Origin of the sequence: Mucilaginibacter robiniae, from assembly GCF_012849215.1 — a bacterium.
GTDB classification, from domain to species: Bacteria; Bacteroidota; Bacteroidia; order Sphingobacteriales; family Sphingobacteriaceae; genus Mucilaginibacter; species Mucilaginibacter robiniae.
In genome coordinates, this window is the sequence record NZ_CP051682.1 from 3,874,826 (window position 1) to 3,892,829 (window position 18,004).

Annotated in this window: 15 protein-coding genes; 6 read left to right on the plus strand and 9 right to left on the minus strand. The window is 39.7% G+C overall.

The annotated features are described in order from the left end of the window. Positions 1-51: 51 nt before the first annotated feature. From clpP to HH214_RS16985, 5 genes are all read right to left on the minus strand, one after another. A complete protein-coding gene (gene clpP, locus HH214_RS16965) occupies positions 52-774 on the minus strand; it encodes an ATP-dependent Clp endopeptidase proteolytic subunit ClpP (RefSeq protein ID WP_169609613.1) in 723 nt (240 codons plus the stop codon). Positions 775-1,108: 334 nt separating this feature from the next. Next, positions 1,109-2,461 (minus strand): trigger factor, encoded by a 1,353-nt coding sequence (tig, locus tag HH214_RS16970; RefSeq protein ID WP_169609615.1) that lies wholly within the window; start codon positions 2,459-2,461, stop codon positions 1,109-1,111. Positions 2,462-2,675: 214 nt separating this feature from the next. Then, a complete protein-coding gene (locus tag HH214_RS16975; RefSeq protein ID WP_169609617.1) occupies positions 2,676-2,927 on the minus strand; it encodes a hypothetical protein in 252 nt (83 codons plus the stop codon). Positions 2,928-2,944: 17 nt separating this feature from the next. Further along, the gene (locus HH214_RS16980) at positions 2,945-3,670 is read right to left on the minus strand and encodes a head GIN domain-containing protein (protein ID WP_169609619.1); all 726 of its coding nucleotides are present in this window, start codon (positions 3,668-3,670) and stop codon (positions 2,945-2,947) included. Between the two features lie 205 nt (positions 3,671-3,875). After that, the gene (locus HH214_RS16985; RefSeq protein WP_169609621.1) at positions 3,876-4,685 is read right to left on the minus strand and encodes an alpha/beta hydrolase; all 810 of its coding nucleotides are present in this window, start codon (positions 4,683-4,685) and stop codon (positions 3,876-3,878) included. Between the two features lie 290 nt (positions 4,686-4,975). On the opposite strand from HH214_RS16985, the gene HH214_RS16990 reads away from it, so the two are divergent. The 3 genes from HH214_RS16990 to HH214_RS17000 all read left to right on the plus strand — a co-directional run bounded on the left by HH214_RS16990 (position 4,976) and on the right by HH214_RS17000 (position 8,375). Beyond that, on the plus strand, positions 4,976-6,337 hold the full coding sequence (locus tag HH214_RS16990) for a pyridoxal-phosphate dependent enzyme (RefSeq protein WP_169609623.1): 1,362 nt from the start codon (positions 4,976-4,978) through the stop codon (positions 6,335-6,337). A 186-nt stretch (positions 6,338-6,523) separates the two neighbouring features. Further along, positions 6,524-7,615, plus strand: coding sequence for a chorismate synthase (aroC, locus tag HH214_RS16995; protein ID WP_169609625.1), 1,092 nt, complete (start codon positions 6,524-6,526; stop codon positions 7,613-7,615). Between the two features lie 43 nt (positions 7,616-7,658). After that, on the plus strand, positions 7,659-8,375 hold the full coding sequence (locus HH214_RS17000; RefSeq protein ID WP_169609627.1) for a DUF2490 domain-containing protein: 717 nt from the start codon (positions 7,659-7,661) through the stop codon (positions 8,373-8,375). Between the two features lie 63 nt (positions 8,376-8,438). Here the strand turns inward: HH214_RS17000 and HH214_RS17005 are convergent, their stop codons facing one another. Continuing rightward, positions 8,439-9,176, minus strand: a complete 738-nt coding sequence (locus HH214_RS17005; protein ID WP_169609629.1) for a head GIN domain-containing protein — start codon at positions 9,174-9,176, stop codon at positions 8,439-8,441. Positions 9,177-9,460: 284 nt separating this feature from the next. On the opposite strand from HH214_RS17005, the gene HH214_RS17010 reads away from it, so the two are divergent. From HH214_RS17010 to HH214_RS17020, 3 genes are all read left to right on the plus strand, one after another. Then, the gene (locus HH214_RS17010) at positions 9,461-10,279 is read left to right on the plus strand and encodes an AraC family transcriptional regulator (RefSeq protein WP_169609631.1); all 819 of its coding nucleotides are present in this window, start codon (positions 9,461-9,463) and stop codon (positions 10,277-10,279) included. Between the two features lie 139 nt (positions 10,280-10,418). After that, positions 10,419-11,477 (plus strand): FAD-dependent monooxygenase, encoded by a 1,059-nt coding sequence (locus HH214_RS17015; protein WP_169609632.1) that lies wholly within the window; start codon positions 10,419-10,421, stop codon positions 11,475-11,477. Positions 11,478-11,604: 127 nt separating this feature from the next. Continuing rightward, entirely contained in the window at positions 11,605-12,735 is a 1,131-nt protein-coding gene (locus HH214_RS17020; protein ID WP_169609634.1) for an FAD-dependent oxidoreductase, read from the plus strand. Between the two features lie 91 nt (positions 12,736-12,826). Here the strand turns inward: HH214_RS17020 and HH214_RS17025 are convergent, their stop codons facing one another. From HH214_RS17025 to HH214_RS17035, 3 genes are all read right to left on the minus strand, one after another. Beyond that, positions 12,827-14,488 (minus strand): M1 family metallopeptidase, encoded by a 1,662-nt coding sequence (locus tag HH214_RS17025; RefSeq protein ID WP_169609636.1) that lies wholly within the window; start codon positions 14,486-14,488, stop codon positions 12,827-12,829. Positions 14,489-14,575: 87 nt separating this feature from the next. After that, positions 14,576-16,453, minus strand: coding sequence for a CocE/NonD family hydrolase (locus tag HH214_RS17030; RefSeq protein WP_169609638.1), 1,878 nt, complete (start codon positions 16,451-16,453; stop codon positions 14,576-14,578). Positions 16,454-16,533: 80 nt separating this feature from the next. Further along, positions 16,534-17,826: a hypothetical protein gene (locus HH214_RS17035; protein ID WP_169609641.1), complete on the minus strand. Its 1,293-nt coding sequence runs from the start codon at positions 17,824-17,826 to the stop codon at positions 16,534-16,536. Between the last annotated feature and the right edge of the window lie 178 nt (positions 17,827-18,004).

The window sequence follows — 18,004 nt, forward strand, 5'->3', positions numbered from 1 at the left end:
TACAGTTTGTATAAAAAAGCCAAACTGTATCAATAAGTTGTATCGGCTTTCTTATTTTTCGCTATTACTGCGCAGTACCTCATCAACCATGCCAAACTCTTTAGCTTCTTCAGCAATCATCCAGTGGTCACGGTCAGAAGCTTCCCAAACTTTTTCGTAAGGGGTACCGCTGTGCTTAGAAATGATTTCGTAAAGCTCTTTTTTCAATTTCTGAATCTCGCGAGCAGTAATTTCAATATCAGAAGCCTGACCTTGTGCACCACCCAGCGGCTGGTGAATCATTACGCGTGAGTGTGGTAAAGCAGCACGTTTGCCATCGGCACCAGCACACAACAATACAGCAGCCATTGAAGCAGCCATACCGGTACAAATGGTAGCTACATCGTTAGCTACAAACTGCATGGTATCATAAATACCTAAACCAGCATATACTGAACCACCAGGTGAGTTGATATAAATTTGAATATCACGCTTAGCATCGGCTGATTGCAGGAACAGTAATTGCGCCTGAATAATGTTAGCAATGTTTTCATAAATGGCATCACCTAAAAAGATGATCCGGTCCATCATCAAGCGTGAAAATACGTCCATCTGAGCTACATTCAGTTGGCGTTCTTCAATGATGTAAGGCGTCATATCTACAGGAGTAGCAATGCCGGTAGGCATGATTTTATGCTCAACGCTCGAAATAAATTTATCAACAAACAGACTGTTGATGCGGTGGTGTTTAACCGCGTATTTACGAAACTCGTTTTTATCAATGTTACTATTCATTGTGTTAAGATGTTTTTTATTATAAAATTTTTGCGCATCCGGCGCATGCGGTAAATATAGTTTTTAGATGCAATTTTAGTTACAAGCGGAAAAAATTAGTTAAATTACATTTGCCTGTAAGTTGTTAGATTATCATAAACGCTGGTCTGGCTACCCGCACTGTTGTTTAAATAAGCAAAAAACTATTAACCATTCATACGTGTATGATAGCCTTATTTGTTTTAAATGCTTTTAAAATCCAAAACTTAACAGTTTCTTTTCAACTAAGTTTTTATAAAACAAAAGCAACCCCGATATGAGGTTGCTTTTGACAATATTATAGAATAATAAAGTATTAAGCTTGCGCTAATTTGCTGAAATCGCCAAAGGTAATTTCCTGTTCATTCAGGGTAACTATACCTTTCAAGTATTCAAATACTTTTAACGATTTGGCTTCTTCAAAAATACGGTTTGCACTTTCTTTATCTTGTAAAAACTGAACTGCATATTGGTTTAATTGCTCTTCGCTGATCGGCTGCGGGCTATACATGCGGAACTGCGCATCAATACGTTGTTTAGCCAAGCTCAATACATCCTCGTACTGAATTTCAAGGTTGTTATCACGAACAATTTTGTTACCAATCAAAGTCCACTTCAAGTTTTTAGCAAATTCCGGGTAGCCACCTTCTAATTCTTCGTCGGTCAGTTTTTCGTTGGTTGCTTTTAACCAGCGTTTTAAAAACTCATCAGGAAGTTCAAACTGAACTTTGTCTAAAACAAGGTTGTACAGGTCGCTTTGCAATTTGTTGTCAGCATCTTGTACCATCATGTTTTCTAGTTCTTCAGTAATTTTAGTGCGGAACTCTTCCTCAGTAGTTACCGTACCAGCAGGGAAAATTTTGTCAAAGAACGCCTGATCTAAATCACTTTCTTCTAACCGATTAACATTTTTAACAGTTAAACGGAAATCTGATTTTAAATCAGCAGCTTCTGCTTCATCAATCTTCAACAGGGCTGCAATACGTGCAGCATCATTGTTGTAAGCTTTTTGAATATCAAAAGTTACTACATCATCTTTTTTCAAGCCAACCAGAGAAGCTTTGATGCTTTCATCCTGTACCTGATCTAAACGAACAGATGTAGTGTTGCTAATACCACCTTCAAAAACAGAACCATCAGCCGATAATTGCTCTAATACCCCGTATAGTACGTCATCTTCTGCCGATACGTCAGGGTTTGTCATTTTTCCGTAGCTGCGACGCAGATTTTTGATGCGCTCAGCTAACGTTTCGTCATCTACTTTAATTTTGTAGTAAGTAAGTTTATCATCAGCTGATACATTAACGGTAAACTCAGGAGCTAAACCAACTTCGTAGTTAAATTCAAAGTTGTCGTTAAAATCCCAGTTATAATTTTTTTCATCATCAACTTTAGGCAAAGGCTGACCTAATACCTCCAGTTGCTGTTCGTTCAAATAATTGTTCAGTGTATCGGATAACAGGTTGTTAATCTCATCAACCAGAATGCTTTTGCCGTACATTCTTTTAATGTGGGCTGGTGGAACCATGCCTGGGCGAAATCCTGGCAGTTTAGCTTTTTTTGCTTGATCTTTAATAGCTTTATCTACGCGTGCCTGGTAATCGTTGGCATCAATATTAATGGTGATCACCGCGTTCAGTTGACCGGTTTTTTCCTGTGAGATATTCATAATTTATACCTGATAATCGTGCTTTTCATCAACTGACGGTTTCATTTATGGAAATTACGCCAGTTTTTTGAGGCGCAAAGGTAATTAATTAATTTTTTATTTCAGCTACTTAATCATCAGTTGTTTATCAAGGTATAAGTTGTAGTAAGAGTAGAGGAATGGCCTCGTTGCATATTAACAGCGGGAAGTTATAAACTTATAAAACCTTTGTGTGTTATATAAGTATTAAATTTACGATGAAGAAACCAATTACATATATACTCATGGGCATGTTGGCTATTGGTACAGCTACTAGTTGCAGCTCGCGCAAGGCAGCAGGTACCGCAACTAAGGTGAGCAAGAACTCTCCGGTACCTATTAATACTGCTAATAACGACTCAACAGGTACGACGCCTACGCCCAAATTAGCGCCATCACCTATACCTAATACACGGCCAAATCCAATACCAAATCCACCGCCACCCAATCCGCCTGAGTAGTCGGTTAATTTATTTTTTTAACAGATGCGGCTCCAGATTTGTTAATATTAACTGCTGTAGGATTGCCTTTGTAATTGATTTGTGAGGCACCACTGCTGTTTACGATTAAACTTTTTACAACATTAAGCTCACATTCACTAGCACCTGAAGTTTCAAGATTGTAGCTATTAATTATTAAGTCGTAAGCTTGTAGTTTAACCATACCTGCAAAATGTACATCATGTGAAGCAGCTTGTCCGGTTAAATAAATTTCAGTAGCGCCACTACCTTGTGTACTTAGCTTGTTGGCTTTTAAATTTAAATTAACATTACTAGCTCCTGCAAATTGCAATTCTAGGTCTTGTGCATTAATCAATCCTGCTGATTGTAACTCAATGGCACCTTCTGTTTTAATAGCAGTTAACTGGCGTACGCCTATAGTAACAACAACGTCTTTGCTGCTGTTAATAGATTTATTATTGTAAAGGTGTAGTTCGCCGTTGTTTACTTCGGTTTTAATGTATTTCATTAAGTTGTCGTCGGCAGTAATGGTTATATTCAACGAGCTATCTTGTTTCAAATTAACCTTGTAGGCTCCCGAAATTTTGATGGCATGAAAGTCACCAACCATATGGGTTTGCGTAACAAAATGTCCCGAGCCTTTAACTCCCCGTCTGTGGCATGACATTAAAGTAACGGAGAATAAACTAATGGTAAGTAAAATAAGAAGGGAATAACGAGAAGTTTTCATAACTACAAATATTTAGTGGTATGACTACAGTGGGTTTGTGAAGGTTACAGCTTAACACAAAAAAACTGTTTTATATAAATATTTGTATAAACCTCAACATCAATGCTTATTGAAGGCTATGTTTTTACAGGAACTGGATATAGTAACAAAGTCTGTTTGCTCGGTAGCAAACAGGCTTTGTTATAATTGATTATAATTTAAAACTTTAGTTAATCCGATCGGCCGGAGTGGTTTGAAATGGCGGTACATCTTCTTTGCGTTGCAGCCAGTCAGCTATATTACCAGCTACTTCTTCCCAACCAGGCTGGCCACAAATAAAATGTCCGCGACCTGAAAAGTTACGGTATTCAGTTGAACTGATCTCATCAGTATAAGCTTTGGCATTTTTCTCCACTAAATCCGTCGGAATAATCTGATCTTCTTCTGCACCGATGAATAACAAAGGTACGTGAGGCATATCTAAATCAATACGGCCATCACTGCCTAAACAATCGCGCAGTACATTGCGGCTGTCATTGGTTGCATATTTTTCAAAGTACGGTTTGGTTTGCTCCAAAGTTAAGGTGTTGCAAAACGATTCATGGAAGCTTTCTAAATCCATCATAAACGGATCATCTCCTTTAAGCGGGTTAGTAATTAAGGCACTGTTTTTAAAGAAGCCCCAATCAAATGAAATCATATCATTAGGAGCTACTGGGCTAATCGCAACCCCTAGTTTAGCCAAGCCTTCATTAACCAATACCTGAACAATCAATCCGCCTACCGAATGACCAATCATAATTGGTTTCTCGGTTTCAGCAGCAGCTATTTGTCTGAATTTATAGATGATAGTAGCTAAGCGCAAATCGCCTAAGCCAGATGGTGGGTTTTGACGCAATGTAGCAGGTTCGCCTTCATGCAAAGGCCAGTCAACAGCCGTACTTTCATAACCTTTGCTGTTAAAGTAGGTAATCCAGTTTTCCCAGCTTTTCGAGTTTTCGAACATGCCGTGTATAAAAATAATTTTGCTTTTCATGGTAGTTTGAATTTTAGTAGTTAATAACAAAATAGCTACAATTTAACTCTGTGTTTGTTAAGATAATCTTATAGTTAGAAGCTCTAGATTAATCTATTTGTACACATACAAACTACGTTTGGCTTTTCTGGGTTCCGGCAAAATCATGGTTGTGTATTTGGTATTTAAATGCTCGTGTAAATTGTATTATGAAAATCGTGTGATTAACCTTTTAGCTCAGAACCTTTATCTTTGTAGAGTCTGTTAAAAAGCATATTTTATGATGTGCAGACCAACTATAATTAAATTGTATGTGGCATAACAATATACTGGAAACCATAGGTAATACGCCAATGGTAAAGCTGAATAAGGTAACTAAAGATATTAAGGCAACTGTGCTGGCTAAAATTGAAACTACCAATCCTGGTAACTCTATTAAAGACCGTATGGCGCTTAAGATGATTGAGGATGCCGAGAAAGATGGCCGTCTGAAACCAGGTGGTACCATCATTGAAGGTACATCAGGCAATACGGGTATGGGATTGGCTATTGCAGCTGTTATCAAAGGTTACAAATGTATTTTTACCAGTACCGATAAGCAATCCAAAGAAAAGTTTGATGCTTTGCGCGCCTTTGGCGCCGAGGTAATTGTGTGCCCGACCAATGTGGAGCCAGAAGATCCACGTTCGTATTACTCAGTATCATCAAGGCTAGAAAAAGAAGTACCTAATTCTTGGAAGCCTAACCAGTATGATAACTTATCAAACACGCAGGCTAATTATGAGCAAACTGGCCCTGAAATATGGGAACAAACCGAGGGTAAAATTACACACTTGGTGGTAGGTGTGGGTACAGGTGGTACCATATCCGGTACAGCTCGTTTTCTGAAAGAGAAAAACCCCAACATTCAAGTGTTAGGGATTGATACCTATGGTTCCGTATTTAAGAAGTACAAGGAAACTGGCATTTTTGATAAAAATGAAATTTACCCTTATATAACCGAAGGGATAGGTGAAGACTTTTTACCGCAGAACGTAGATTTCAGTGTTATTGACCATTTTGAAAAAGTAACCGATAAAGATGCCGCTTTAATGACTCGCGAAATTGCGCTGAAAGAAGGCATTTTTGCTGGCAACTCTACTGGGTCGGCTGTGGCTGGCGCTTTACAGATGAAAGATCGGTTCAAGGAAGGTGATATGGTCGTAATTATTTTCCCGGATCACGGTACACGTTACTTAGGTAAAATGTACAATGAAGATTGGCTGCGCGAACGAGGTTTCTTGAAAGACGAAAAGTTAACCGCCCGCGAAATTATCCGCAAAAAAGAAAGCTCTGAAATCATTACCATCCCGAGTGATAAAACGGTGTTGGAAGCTATCAATACTATTAAAACGCTTAATATTTCGCAAATACCAGTTACGCAACAAGGTATGGTAATTGGTAAAATTACAGAAAGCGATATATTGGATGCCTTGCTGGAAAACCCAGCATTAAAATCACAACCGGTACAAACTATTACTACTAAGCCATTCCCTTTTATTGATTTGAATACTTCGATTGATAAAATATCCAGCATGATTAATAAAGATAACATCGCTGTGTTGGTAGAGGATGAACAAGGAAATATTGAGATCATCACTCAATATGATATCATAAACGCTATATCGGCATAAAAGGGAGCTAGAAATTAAGAACCAAGAATGTTATCAGGTAAAGCGGCTATATAGCCGCTTTCTTGTTTTTAAGCAAAAATTTCCATATTTGCCTACAAGGACATTGCCTTGAACAGAAACTATCGTGACCGCCATTTGCAACTTTTGGCTTTTGGTTCTTGATTCTTGGCTAAAAAAGATATAAAAATGGCAGGTAATACATTCGGACAAGTTTTTCGTATCACAACCTTTGGCGAGTCGCACGGCGAAGCCATTGGGGTTATTATTGATGGTTGTCCGGCTCAGTTGCCTATTGATCTGGAATTTATACAAACGGAACTGGACCGGCGTAAACCGGGACAATCCAAAATTACTACCCAGCGTAAGGAAAGTGATACGGTGAAAATTTTATCGGGTATTTTTGAAGGTAAAACTACGGGAACACCAATTGCTATGCTGATACCGAACGAAGATCAGCGCTCGAAAGATTATAGCCATAATCAGGATGTGTTTCGCCCTTCTCATGCCGATTATACTTACCAAACCAAGTACGGCATACGCGACCATCGGGGTGGTGGCCGTTCGTCGGCGCGTGAAACAGCAGCTCGTGTAGCGGCTGGTGCAGTGGCTAAGCTGTTGTTGAAAACTCAAGGTATTGATGTGCTGGCACATGTAAGCAGCGTGGGTAAAATAGATGCCCCTAATATCAATATTACTACAGCTGATGAATTTATAGCACAACGTGAAAACAACATTGTGCGTTGTGCTGATCCGGCTACTGCCGAAGAAATGATAGCGTGCATTGACAGCATCCGTAAGCAGGGAGATACTATTGGCGGTAAAGTAAACTGTACCATATTAAATTGTCCCGTAGGTTTGGGCGAGCCAGTGTTTGATAAGCTGCATGCCGACTTAGGTAAAGCTATGTTAAGTATTAATGCGGTACATGGTTTTGAATATGGTTCAGGCTTTACTGGTAGCGAAATGTTAGGTTCAGAGCATAACGATGTTTTTGTGCATGGCAATGCCGGACAAGTAAAAACCTTAACTAACTTTTCGGGCGGAGTACAAGGAGGCATTAGTAACGGGATGTCTATAGAATTTAAAGTAGCTTTTAAACCTGTGGCTACTATTATGCATAGCCAAAATACAGTTGATGCCGAAGGTAATGCAGCCCAAATACAAGGTAAGGGCCGGCATGATCCTTGTGTAGTACCGCGTGCTGTGCCTATTGTAGAGGCTATGGCCGCTTTAGTACTGGCCGATCATTTGCTGCGAAACCGTACCTCAGTGTTGTAAATGTAATTACAATTTTAGCCGAACGCTTTTTATATTATTCATAATGAGGAAAATATTATTATCTGCTTTTATAATTGTTCAGTTGTTGAATGGCAATCGCGTGAAGGCGCAGCGCCAAGAGTTTTCGGGATGGGGCGCTTATTTTCATACCCAAAAGTTTTCTAAACACTGGGGAGCCTTGTTTGATGCTCAGTTCCGCTCGGCAGATGAAATAAAGTATTTGAAGCATCCCTTAATTCGTCCGGCTTTAAGTTATTACTTCAACCCTAACCAGTTAGCTTCGGTAGGATATTTATTTACCGGCACCTATAACCATGCACCAGAGGGAAATACCTTCAGGCGTGAACACCGTTCTTTTGAACAATTTATACACAATCATAAAGTAAATACCAGCATAGCTGTACAACATCGTTTCAGGTTAGAACAACGCTATGTAGATCAATTACAGGAAAAAGATGCTTTTTTTGCTCAGCGTTTCCGGTACTTTGTACGTGGCGTGGTGCCGTTTAAAAAGGAATCTACTTTTAACAAAGGTGCTTTTGTAGGCTTGCAGAATGAAGTGTTTGCCAATGTTCAGAATCGCGATAAGGTAAATGGAAGCATCTTCGATCAAAATCGCGCCTATGTAGCTTTAGGTTATCGGGTAAGCAAACAGTTTGATGTGGAAGCTGGTTACTTGAACCAATTTATCAACCAAGTAGAGCAAAACACCATGAACCATATATTGCAGGTGGCTTTATACACCCGTTTAGGATTTTAACAATCAAAGGCTCGGTTTACCGGGCCTTTGATGTATTATAAAGATAGGGTTTAGTTTATTTAATTACATTCGGCTAATGCTGCCACTGCCGAATTTGGAAGAGCTTACTTGTTTAACGTTGCCGGAGTAACGTATATCGCCTGAACCAGATACAGCGGCATCTAATTGCTGATTAGCATTTACTACTGCATCGCCCGAACCACGTACTTTTACTACGGTATTGACCGTAGCTAAATTGCTGGCTGTAAAATCACCACTGCCAACTACTGATACTTCCGAGTTTTCAGCACGACCGGATATTTTTATATCACCAGAACCTACAATGCTGCTTTGCAGGTTAGTAACATCTAAACGGCCATATAAATCACCAGAACCAGTTAGTTTCAGGGTCAAGTTGTTGGTACGAATGCCATCTTTAAAATATACATCACCAGAACCAGTTAAGGCAATAGCAGTGATATTACGAACCGATACATAAACCACACGTTTGTGACTGCCCGAGTTCCAGCTCCAGTTCCAACCTTTATTATTTTTAGTGTAAATCTTTAACACACCATTGTTGACTTCTGTTACCATACGATCCATATCATCGGCATCAGCTTCTACCTTTACTGATTCAGTATTGCTCTGCACAATATACACATCGTACGATCCGGCTACCTCAATGGCGTGAAAACCGCTTAAATGCCGGTCTTGCGTATCATAGCTGTAAGTTTTGCTTGTACTTATAGGTTTAGCAAAAGTTTGACCGGTGCCTGTTAGTAAAGATGCAGCTAACAAAAAGTAGGAAAGTGATTTCATGGTTTATCTTGTTTAAGTTTTAGTAAGACGACCATTAAAACCCATACGTTACAGTAAAAGATAAAATATTTTTGCAGCAATCACTATAAGTTGAAGCACTTGGCGGGCGGCAATACTTGAATCCTTAAAAAAAGAAGTATAAACTTTATTACTTACATCAAAACACTACACTTAAGTGTATTTATGTGTAAAATAATAGTTTTTAGAATTTAGTTTATAATACCAGATCGTTACTTTATTTTGTATATGCATCCGATACACTTTTACTATTCTATCTGTTAACAATGCAATATCAAAAAATTGAATCTCCTGAAGAGCTGCGGGATACTATACAATCTTTTTGGTACACCAGCATAGATTTTGAAGAACTACCATCAGGTTTTGAGATATTACCTGATGGCTATGTAGAAATTGTTTTCCTTTTTGGAAGCCCATGTAGCATATCTACTAATGAAGGCTTGCAACTATTACCATCACCGTTTTTGATGGGTTTGCTAGGGCAGCCAGTTCTTTTGCATGCGAAAAGTAGGGTAGAAGTGGTTGGCATCAAATGCTTTCCCTGGACAGTATTTGATTTGCTTGGTCTGCCGTCTGGTAAAGGCGGAGTACGCATCTTTACGCATCCCATCGCCGAGCTTGAAGCTACGCTGAATACGTTCATTCAAGCTGGCGAGATTAATGAAGCGCTCGCTCATGTAAAGAATTATTTCTTGAACAAACGGTTACAAATTGCTACCAACAGTATGCTATTTAAAGCGGGAGTTGCGATGCGAGAAAAAAATGGTACCCTGCCGGTAAGCCAAGTAGCAGCAGCGGCTCATGCAACAATTCGTACGCTGGAAAGAAAGTTCAAGCAATCTTCTGGCTATACAGTTAAAGATGTATCTGGCCTTATGCGCTTTGAACAAATACGAAATCATTTATGGTTTTATCCGGATTCAAACCTGGTTAGCTTGGCTCATGAACTGGGCTATACTGATCAAGCCCATCTAAGCCGGGAGTTTAAGCGCTATAGCGGTGCTACGCCAGCAGCCTTCGCGCGAAAAGTAAAGAGCGATAAACAAGCTATAAGCAAAAATTTTGTCGCGTTTATACAAGCCTGATATAGTTATAGTAAAGAATTTTGTGCTTTCAATTATTCTGGTACTGACGAATAAATTCGTATAAAAATGGAATTGTTACAAAACAAAAGAATACTCGTTTCAGGGGGCAAGTATAGCTGGACTTTCAACCGCTTATTGGATGAATAAATTAGGTTACAAGGTAACTGTTGTTGAAATAGCAAACGAACCTCGAACCAGTGGTACGCCCGTTGATGTTTGTGGAACAGCGGTAAATGTTGCAAAAAGGATGCAAATGTTTGAACAAATTAAATCAAACAAACTAAATCTGGAAGCAGTGGAATTCAAGAATTCAGACGATGTTACCGAAGGATCAATAGTGCTAAAAAGCGAGAATATACAACATGCCGGTCAGGATGAGCATCTTGAAATTGAGCGTGATAAAATGATAGCCATTTTGTTTGATGCTTTAAAAAGTAATGTGGAGTTTATCTTCGGTACTAGTATAACAGCGTTAGAGGAAACAAAAGATGATATACAAGCCATTTTCACAAACGGCTCCAAGCGTGCATTTGATCTGGTATTAGGCTGCGATGGTTCACATTCGCGCGTAAGGAAAATCTGGTTTGGTCACGAAGCAGAACACACCCATTTTTTGGGAATATACTTTTCTATCAGCATCGTGAATAAAACCTTGATTAAAGATAATACGATGCAAATGTATAATGTGCCTGATAAAGCAATTATGCTGAATGCTTACAACAGCAAGACTGATATTACTTTTTGTTTCTTTTCAGAACAAGAAATTTCATACGATTACCGTGATGCCGGGCAACAAAGAAAGTTTATTGAGGAGCAGTTTTCTAAGCAGAGTTGGAGAACCACAGAGTTGCTGGAAGAAGTAAAGCATTCAGAAAATTTCTATTTTGATAAACTGTGTCAAATAAAAATGCCATCGTGGACGAATGGCAGGGTAGCTTTAATAGGTGATGCTGGTTATTGTGCTTCACCCGCTTCAGGTATGGGTGCATCACTGGCAATGGTTGGTGCTGCAACCTTAGCTGATGCTTTAGAAAAGCACAGTGAAAATTTTGAACTAGCGTTTCAGGATTATAACAAAAACTTACGTCCGTTTGTGGAGGAAGTGCAAGCCACTGCTCAAATGAATGTAAACAAATCTTTTATTCCCAGAACCGAAGAGGCTATTCGGAAAAGAAATTTGCAAACAACACCTTTTTAATACACTGCAATGCTTTGCTGAGTTCGTGAGAGGGGCTGTTGATAATGATTTTGTCGCATTTGTACAATCTTGGCAGATAAGCGTTTCAGAGTTTTGTACTTAATAGATTATTAAACAATGCAAAATCATGTTATTTAAAAATAAAAAAGTAGCTATTCTTGGTGCTGGTCCAGTAGGGCTGACAATGGCCCGACTGTTACAGCAAGAAGGTATAGAGGTAACTGTTTATGAAAGAGATAAAGACGCACAAGCCAGAATTTGGGGCGGTACACTCGACTTGCATAAAAGTTCGGGGCAAAAAGCTATGGAAAAAGCCGGTTTATTGGAACAGTACTATGCCATGGCCTTACCTATGGGAATAATCATGGCCGACGAACAAGGCAAAATATTGTCCACAAGAGAAACTACGCCAGAAAATCAGTTTGATAATCCAGAGATAAACAGGAACACTTTAAGAACTCTGTTGCTCGATAGTTTAACCTGCGATACTGTTGTTTGGGATAGCAAATGTACAAAGCTTGAAGAGTACGATGGAAAATGGTTGTTGCATTTTGAAAATAAGCCTAATGCAACTGCTGATTTTGTTATCGGGGCCAATGGAGGCATGTCTACAATAAGAGGTTACATTACGGATACTGAAGTTGAAGATACCGGAACTTTTATCATACAAGGAGATGTGCCTCAACCTGAAATACAATGCCCGGAATTTTATCAATTATGCGATGGTTACAGATTAATGACCGCACATCAAGGTAATTTGTTAGTAGCAAACCCCAACAACAACGGTGTATTAACTTATGGCGTAATTTTTAGAAAGCCTGAAGACTGGGCAAGTGATAGTGGATTATACTTCCAAAATACAAACAGCATTCGTGCCTTTCTTTCTAACAGGTTCTCTGGTTGGGATGAACGTTACCAGCAATTATTCCGTGCCACATCTTATTTTTGGGGATTGCCAACCAGAAAGCTGCCATTAGATCAACCTTGGAAAAATGATCGCTCTTTACCCATAACGCTTATTGGGGATGCTGCACATTTAATGCCGCCTTTTGCAGGCCAAGGAGTAAATACCGGGCTGGTGGATGCGTTAACTTTAGCTGAGAACCTTAGCAGCGGAAAGTACGAAACTATACAGGATGCCATCAAAGATTACGAGCAACGAATGTTTGTTTATGCAACAGAAGCACAACTTGAATCAAGCAAGAACGAGATAGAGATGCGTCATCCTGACTTCTCTTTTCAAAAGTTTATTCACTAAAGTTGCGTAGACATTTTATAATAGACCAAAGCATTTTAAACAACAAAGGCGCACCTGTACGGATGCGCCTTTGTTGTTTATTACTTACTACTCAATCGATCTTTACATCAATGTAATAATCAAAAGTATCTATCTCTAAATTATCTTTATTAGCGGCAGCTAAATCAATGGTGCTAAAAGTGGTAGTAGGGTGTATAAGTTTATATTCGCCGCCTTTAACACGTACTTTAGCAGGCATATTAAAACTATTTACATCAGCTATCCATTTTGCGTAAGCTTTGCCGTTTTCAAACTTAACTTCAAGCGTAGGTATTTTAGGATAGCGCAAATATTGGTCGAATACAGTCGTTAGGTTCATGCCTGCTTGCTGGTTAATGTAGTTTACGATTTGTGGCGTGGTAACAGTTTGATGATAGAAGGTTTTGCTCAAGCCACGTAGTATCTGCCGCCACTTTTCATCATTATTAATAATGCTGCGTACGGTATTCAACAGGTTATTGCCTTTGTTGTACATATCGCCCGAACCTTCTTTATTTACATTATAAGGGCCGATAATAGGCTCAGTGTTCCGGATACCTTTTCTTAGCCCATAGGTATACTCTTGACCAACTTGTTTACCATAATAAGTTTCAATAAACAACGATTCTGAATAATCAGTAAAGCCCTCATGTATCCACATATCAGCAATATCTTTTGAGGTGATGTTGTTACCGAACCATTCATGGCCGCTTTCGTGCACAATAATGTAATCCCACTTTAAACCAATGCCTGTACCTGATAAATCACGGCCCAGGTAGCCATTATGGTATTTATTACCATAAGCAACAGCGCTTTGGTGTTCCATACCTAAGTGTGGTGTTTCTACTAATTTATATCCATCCTCATACCAAGGGTAGGGGCCAAACCAGTATTCAAATGCTTTAAGCATGCGTGGTACATTTTCATTAAACTGCTTGCGCGCTTTCTCCAAGTTGTAGCTGAGTACCCAATAGTCTAAAGTTAGCTTGCCTTTTTCGCCAGCATAGGTATCACCAAAGTGGGTATAGTCGGCAATATTAGCTGCAACGTCGTAGTTATTGATGGGGTTACTTACAAACCAGTCAAATTTTGTATAACCATCAGGTAATTCTGTTTTTTTACGTAAACGTCCGTTTGATACATCAGTAAGTCCTTTTGGTACGCTGATGCTGATCAGCATACTATCTACTTCGTCAGACTGATGGTCTTTAGTAGGCCACCAAACGCTAGCACCCATACCTTGGCAAGCTGTAGCTACCCAAGCATGACTTAATGAATCGGTGGTGTAAATCACGCCACCATCCCAAGGAGCATGTTTGGCAACAGTAGGGTTGCCGGAATAGTACACGGTAAACTCATCATGACTACCCTTTTTTATAGTTTGTGGAAAAGTAACAAAAACAGCATTGAACTCTCGGGTAAAAGATACCTCATGGCCTTTGTACAGTACTTTTTCTACTTTAAGGTTGTCAAATAAATCAAATTGTAACTTAGTGAAATTTTGAGTTGCTGTAAACTTGAATAAATTGCTACCGCTGATAAATTTCTGATCGATGTTAAATTTAACATCCAGGTGGTAATAGTTAATATCATAGCAAATGCGCAATGGAGTGAGCATACCGCGCAGTGTATCGGCACGGGTAAACTTTTCTTTAGGCACCATCAATTGGGCACTGGATTGTAACGAAAAAAGAGCAGCCGTAGCTGCTCCGAAAAATATGGTTTTTAGTTTCATGATTTTTACTGTCTCTTGGTAATATTATTGTGAAGCGTACTAACACCTCGCAATAACATTTTACTTCTATAATCCTGACTTTATACGTTATTTTAATACCTCTACATCAATATAGCTGTCTTCAAACACGGTATGAGTAGCTTTGATAAAGTCGCTTTGTGTAGCCTTATATGGGTTTTCCACAAACTTTTGCGGATTGCGAGCAAATAGCGGGAAATCCGTGCTTTGTACCTGAATCATGATACGGTGGCCTTTTTTAAAGGTATGCAGTACATCCTGTAAACGTACCGGAACATCCGTTTTTTGATTAGGGGTAAAAGGTTCTGGTTTTTCAAAGCTTTTACGGAACCGACCCGGCATGATTTCCGAACGTACCATTTGTTGATAATTACTCAGGATAATGTTTTTGTTTGGCATGTATGGGTTGTTCGGCTCATCGGGTGGATAAACGTCAATTAATTTCACTACCCAATCTGCATCAGTACCGGTAGTAGCCACTTTCAGGTGCGACATAATTTCGCCACCCAACGTAACATCATTTTGTAATACATCGGTTTGGTAAACCAGTACATCCGGCCGACGGGCCGCAAAGCGTTGATCTTCGCTCATATAGTTGTGCGGTGTAAAGCCCATAGTTGTGGTATTATCCTCAGTATAAGGTACTGGTTTCATCGGGTCGCTGATGAACTGCATAGAGTTACTGCCTGATGGTTGATTCCTATCTAACTTGCCATCGGCACTCAGATACAATTTCTCATGCGATACGTTGGTGGCTGGCCATTGGTTGAATTCTTCCCATTCTTTTTTGCCAGTATCATACATGTAAGCTTTAGGCAAACCAGAATTTTTATCACCTGAGCCTTTCAGAAAGTGGTTGAAAAACTTAGCTTCAATGTTGCGTTGGTAGAAAGTGGCAATACTATCACCGAAGTAAACGTTGCTGTGCATGGTATGCCCAGTTTCGCGAGACCAGCGGCCATGTCCAAACGGACCCATTACAATGGTGTTGTAAGCTGATGCATCTGTTTTGTTAATGCGTTTAAACATATCCAGCGGGCCGCTCAAATCTTCGGCATCGTACCAACCGCCTACAAACATTACTGCAGGCATCACTTTACCAAAGTGGCGGGGCAGACTACGTTTTTGCCAAAACTCATCATAGTTAGGGTGGTTTACAGTTTCTTGCCAATAAAAATTGTCTTTGTAATACTTATCGGCATTAGCAAGCGGTCCCATATCCAGCAAGAACTGGTAACCATCACGAGTACCGGTTTTAATATTTTGTGCATCATACCATGATTTGCTGGTGGTATCCTTTTTCTGTACACCGAAAACAGGGTAGGTGAAAAAATACGATTCAAGCAAGGCACCGTTATGGTGAAAATCATCAAACCAAAAATCAGAAATAGGTGCCTGCGGTGATGAAGCTTTCAATGCCGGATGGTTTGACAAGATACCTGCAGCGGTGTAGAAGCCCGGATAAGAGATGCCCCACTGGCCTACACGGCCGTTGTTACCAGCTACGTTCTTTACTAACCAATCAACGGTATCATAAGTGTCAGTGCCTTCATCTACATCTTTTTTGGTTTTATGTTGTACAACTGGGGTCATGTTAGTCCAGGTACCTTCACTTTTATAACGTCCTCGTACATCTTGGTAAACTACTATGTAACCTTCGTGCATCATAATATCAGACGGACCTAAACGGGGTGGAATTTTATCGGCACCATAAGGCGCTATGCTGTAGCACGTACGCTGCATTACAATAGGATATTTGTGCTTGGCCGAAGCATCATTAGGGGTATAAATAGATGTAAATAGCTTTATGCCATCGCGCATGGTGATGTAAACATCTTTTTTGGTGTAATGCTCACGGGCATAGCTATTATTCATCATGCCCTGCGCTTGAGCTTGGTAGGCATAGCCCATCAACGCCGCGACAAAAAAAGTGCAAAGTTTCTTCATTTAATTAATAGTATTGAGTTCAGCAGCCTAAGATAATGAGTATATCGGGCTTTTGCCGATTGTACATAATTCTGTTACAATTAGCGGTTAAACGGATATTCATTTACCCAATGAAAACCCCGGCTGTTTAACCTGAATTTTTTCTCATCAAACCGGCGTAAGGTAATTTGCACGGTGTCGCTAAGAAGTTTACCTTCAAGTTTTAATACACCTGGGTCCGATTTAATATATTTTAACACATATTTCTGAGCACTATCTGAATAATTATACAGAAAAACTTTTTTTGCTGATGTATCTATTTTGAAAATGTAATTCAGAGTACTATCATTCATGAAGTACACTTGGGCATAGTTCTGCCCGCTGATTACTAATCGACGCCAACGGGTTCCATCTGTAATTAATGGAGCAATGGTGTCGTGTCCTCGGATAAAGGTTTCTGCATTATAGATGCCATACAAAGGGGGCTTCGGCGCTCTTTCTCCGTACAAAGTCATACCCTTTATACAAGCGTAGGCAGTGATAACGATTACATAAGTGATAAGCAGGTATTTGAGCGTGATAAGCGTTATGTTTTTCCATCGCTTTTTAAAACGCATAGGCGTAAGCACTGCTGGCTGGACAGTCTGGTTTAAAAAAAAGAAGTTGATGAAACGACTAAAATCCCTTCCCAGGATAAATAAGGTCATTACAACTAGCATCGTAGAGATAATTTTAACCGGTACATCAAAGCAGTAGTTGATAGCCATGATGTTAGCTGCTACGGTGAGTGCGATTACAGCGCCCAGTGTTGTTGTTTTACGAAACAGCAGCAAGAGGCCGCAACTCAGCTCGGCTAAACCGGTGAAGTAGTTATAGCCTTTAGAGTAGCCCATAAACGTCCAGGCTAAGCCCATGGGGGATGAGTCTCCGTAAGGCTCCAGTAGACGGTATAATCCGGGAGCCGGAAATTGAAGCTTGATAATTTTAACACCTCCGTAGGCAATCATAGTAATGCCTACATAAAACCGCAGCATAACTGTGAGCCAATAATAAAGTTTATAGTAGTTGCAGGGCCCGCGCTTGATCACCGACCAAATTATGGTGCCGATTAACGACAGAACTGCAACCGAGAATACCACCAGATAATCATAAGTAGTATCGCCGCTTCCATTGGTAAAGGTGTTGATACGTTCGGGCAGATGCAATACATTTGCTGCCAGCCAGGTTATTGCCCAATGTACAGGTTGTATGTAATACTGATAAAAAGGTTGAAGCATCGGCGCACCGGCGTTAGGTTCTGTTAGAATAAGTAAGATAAAGAACAAGAATAAAAAACGAAAGGTCCAAGTCTGTGTGGTAGTCCACGGGATGATGACAGGTGAAGTTTGTTCCATATAGGTCAGGCATGGTTAGATGACTAAAATAAAGAAATATTTTAATGCATCATTGCTGGTGTAGCATACTGCGTGTAACTTATTACCTGTACTATCCGGCATGTGTAATGAACTGCACGCCAAACCCAGTTAATTTATCGCCGTTCAATGCCTAGACGAAACTTTACTAAAAAATTAC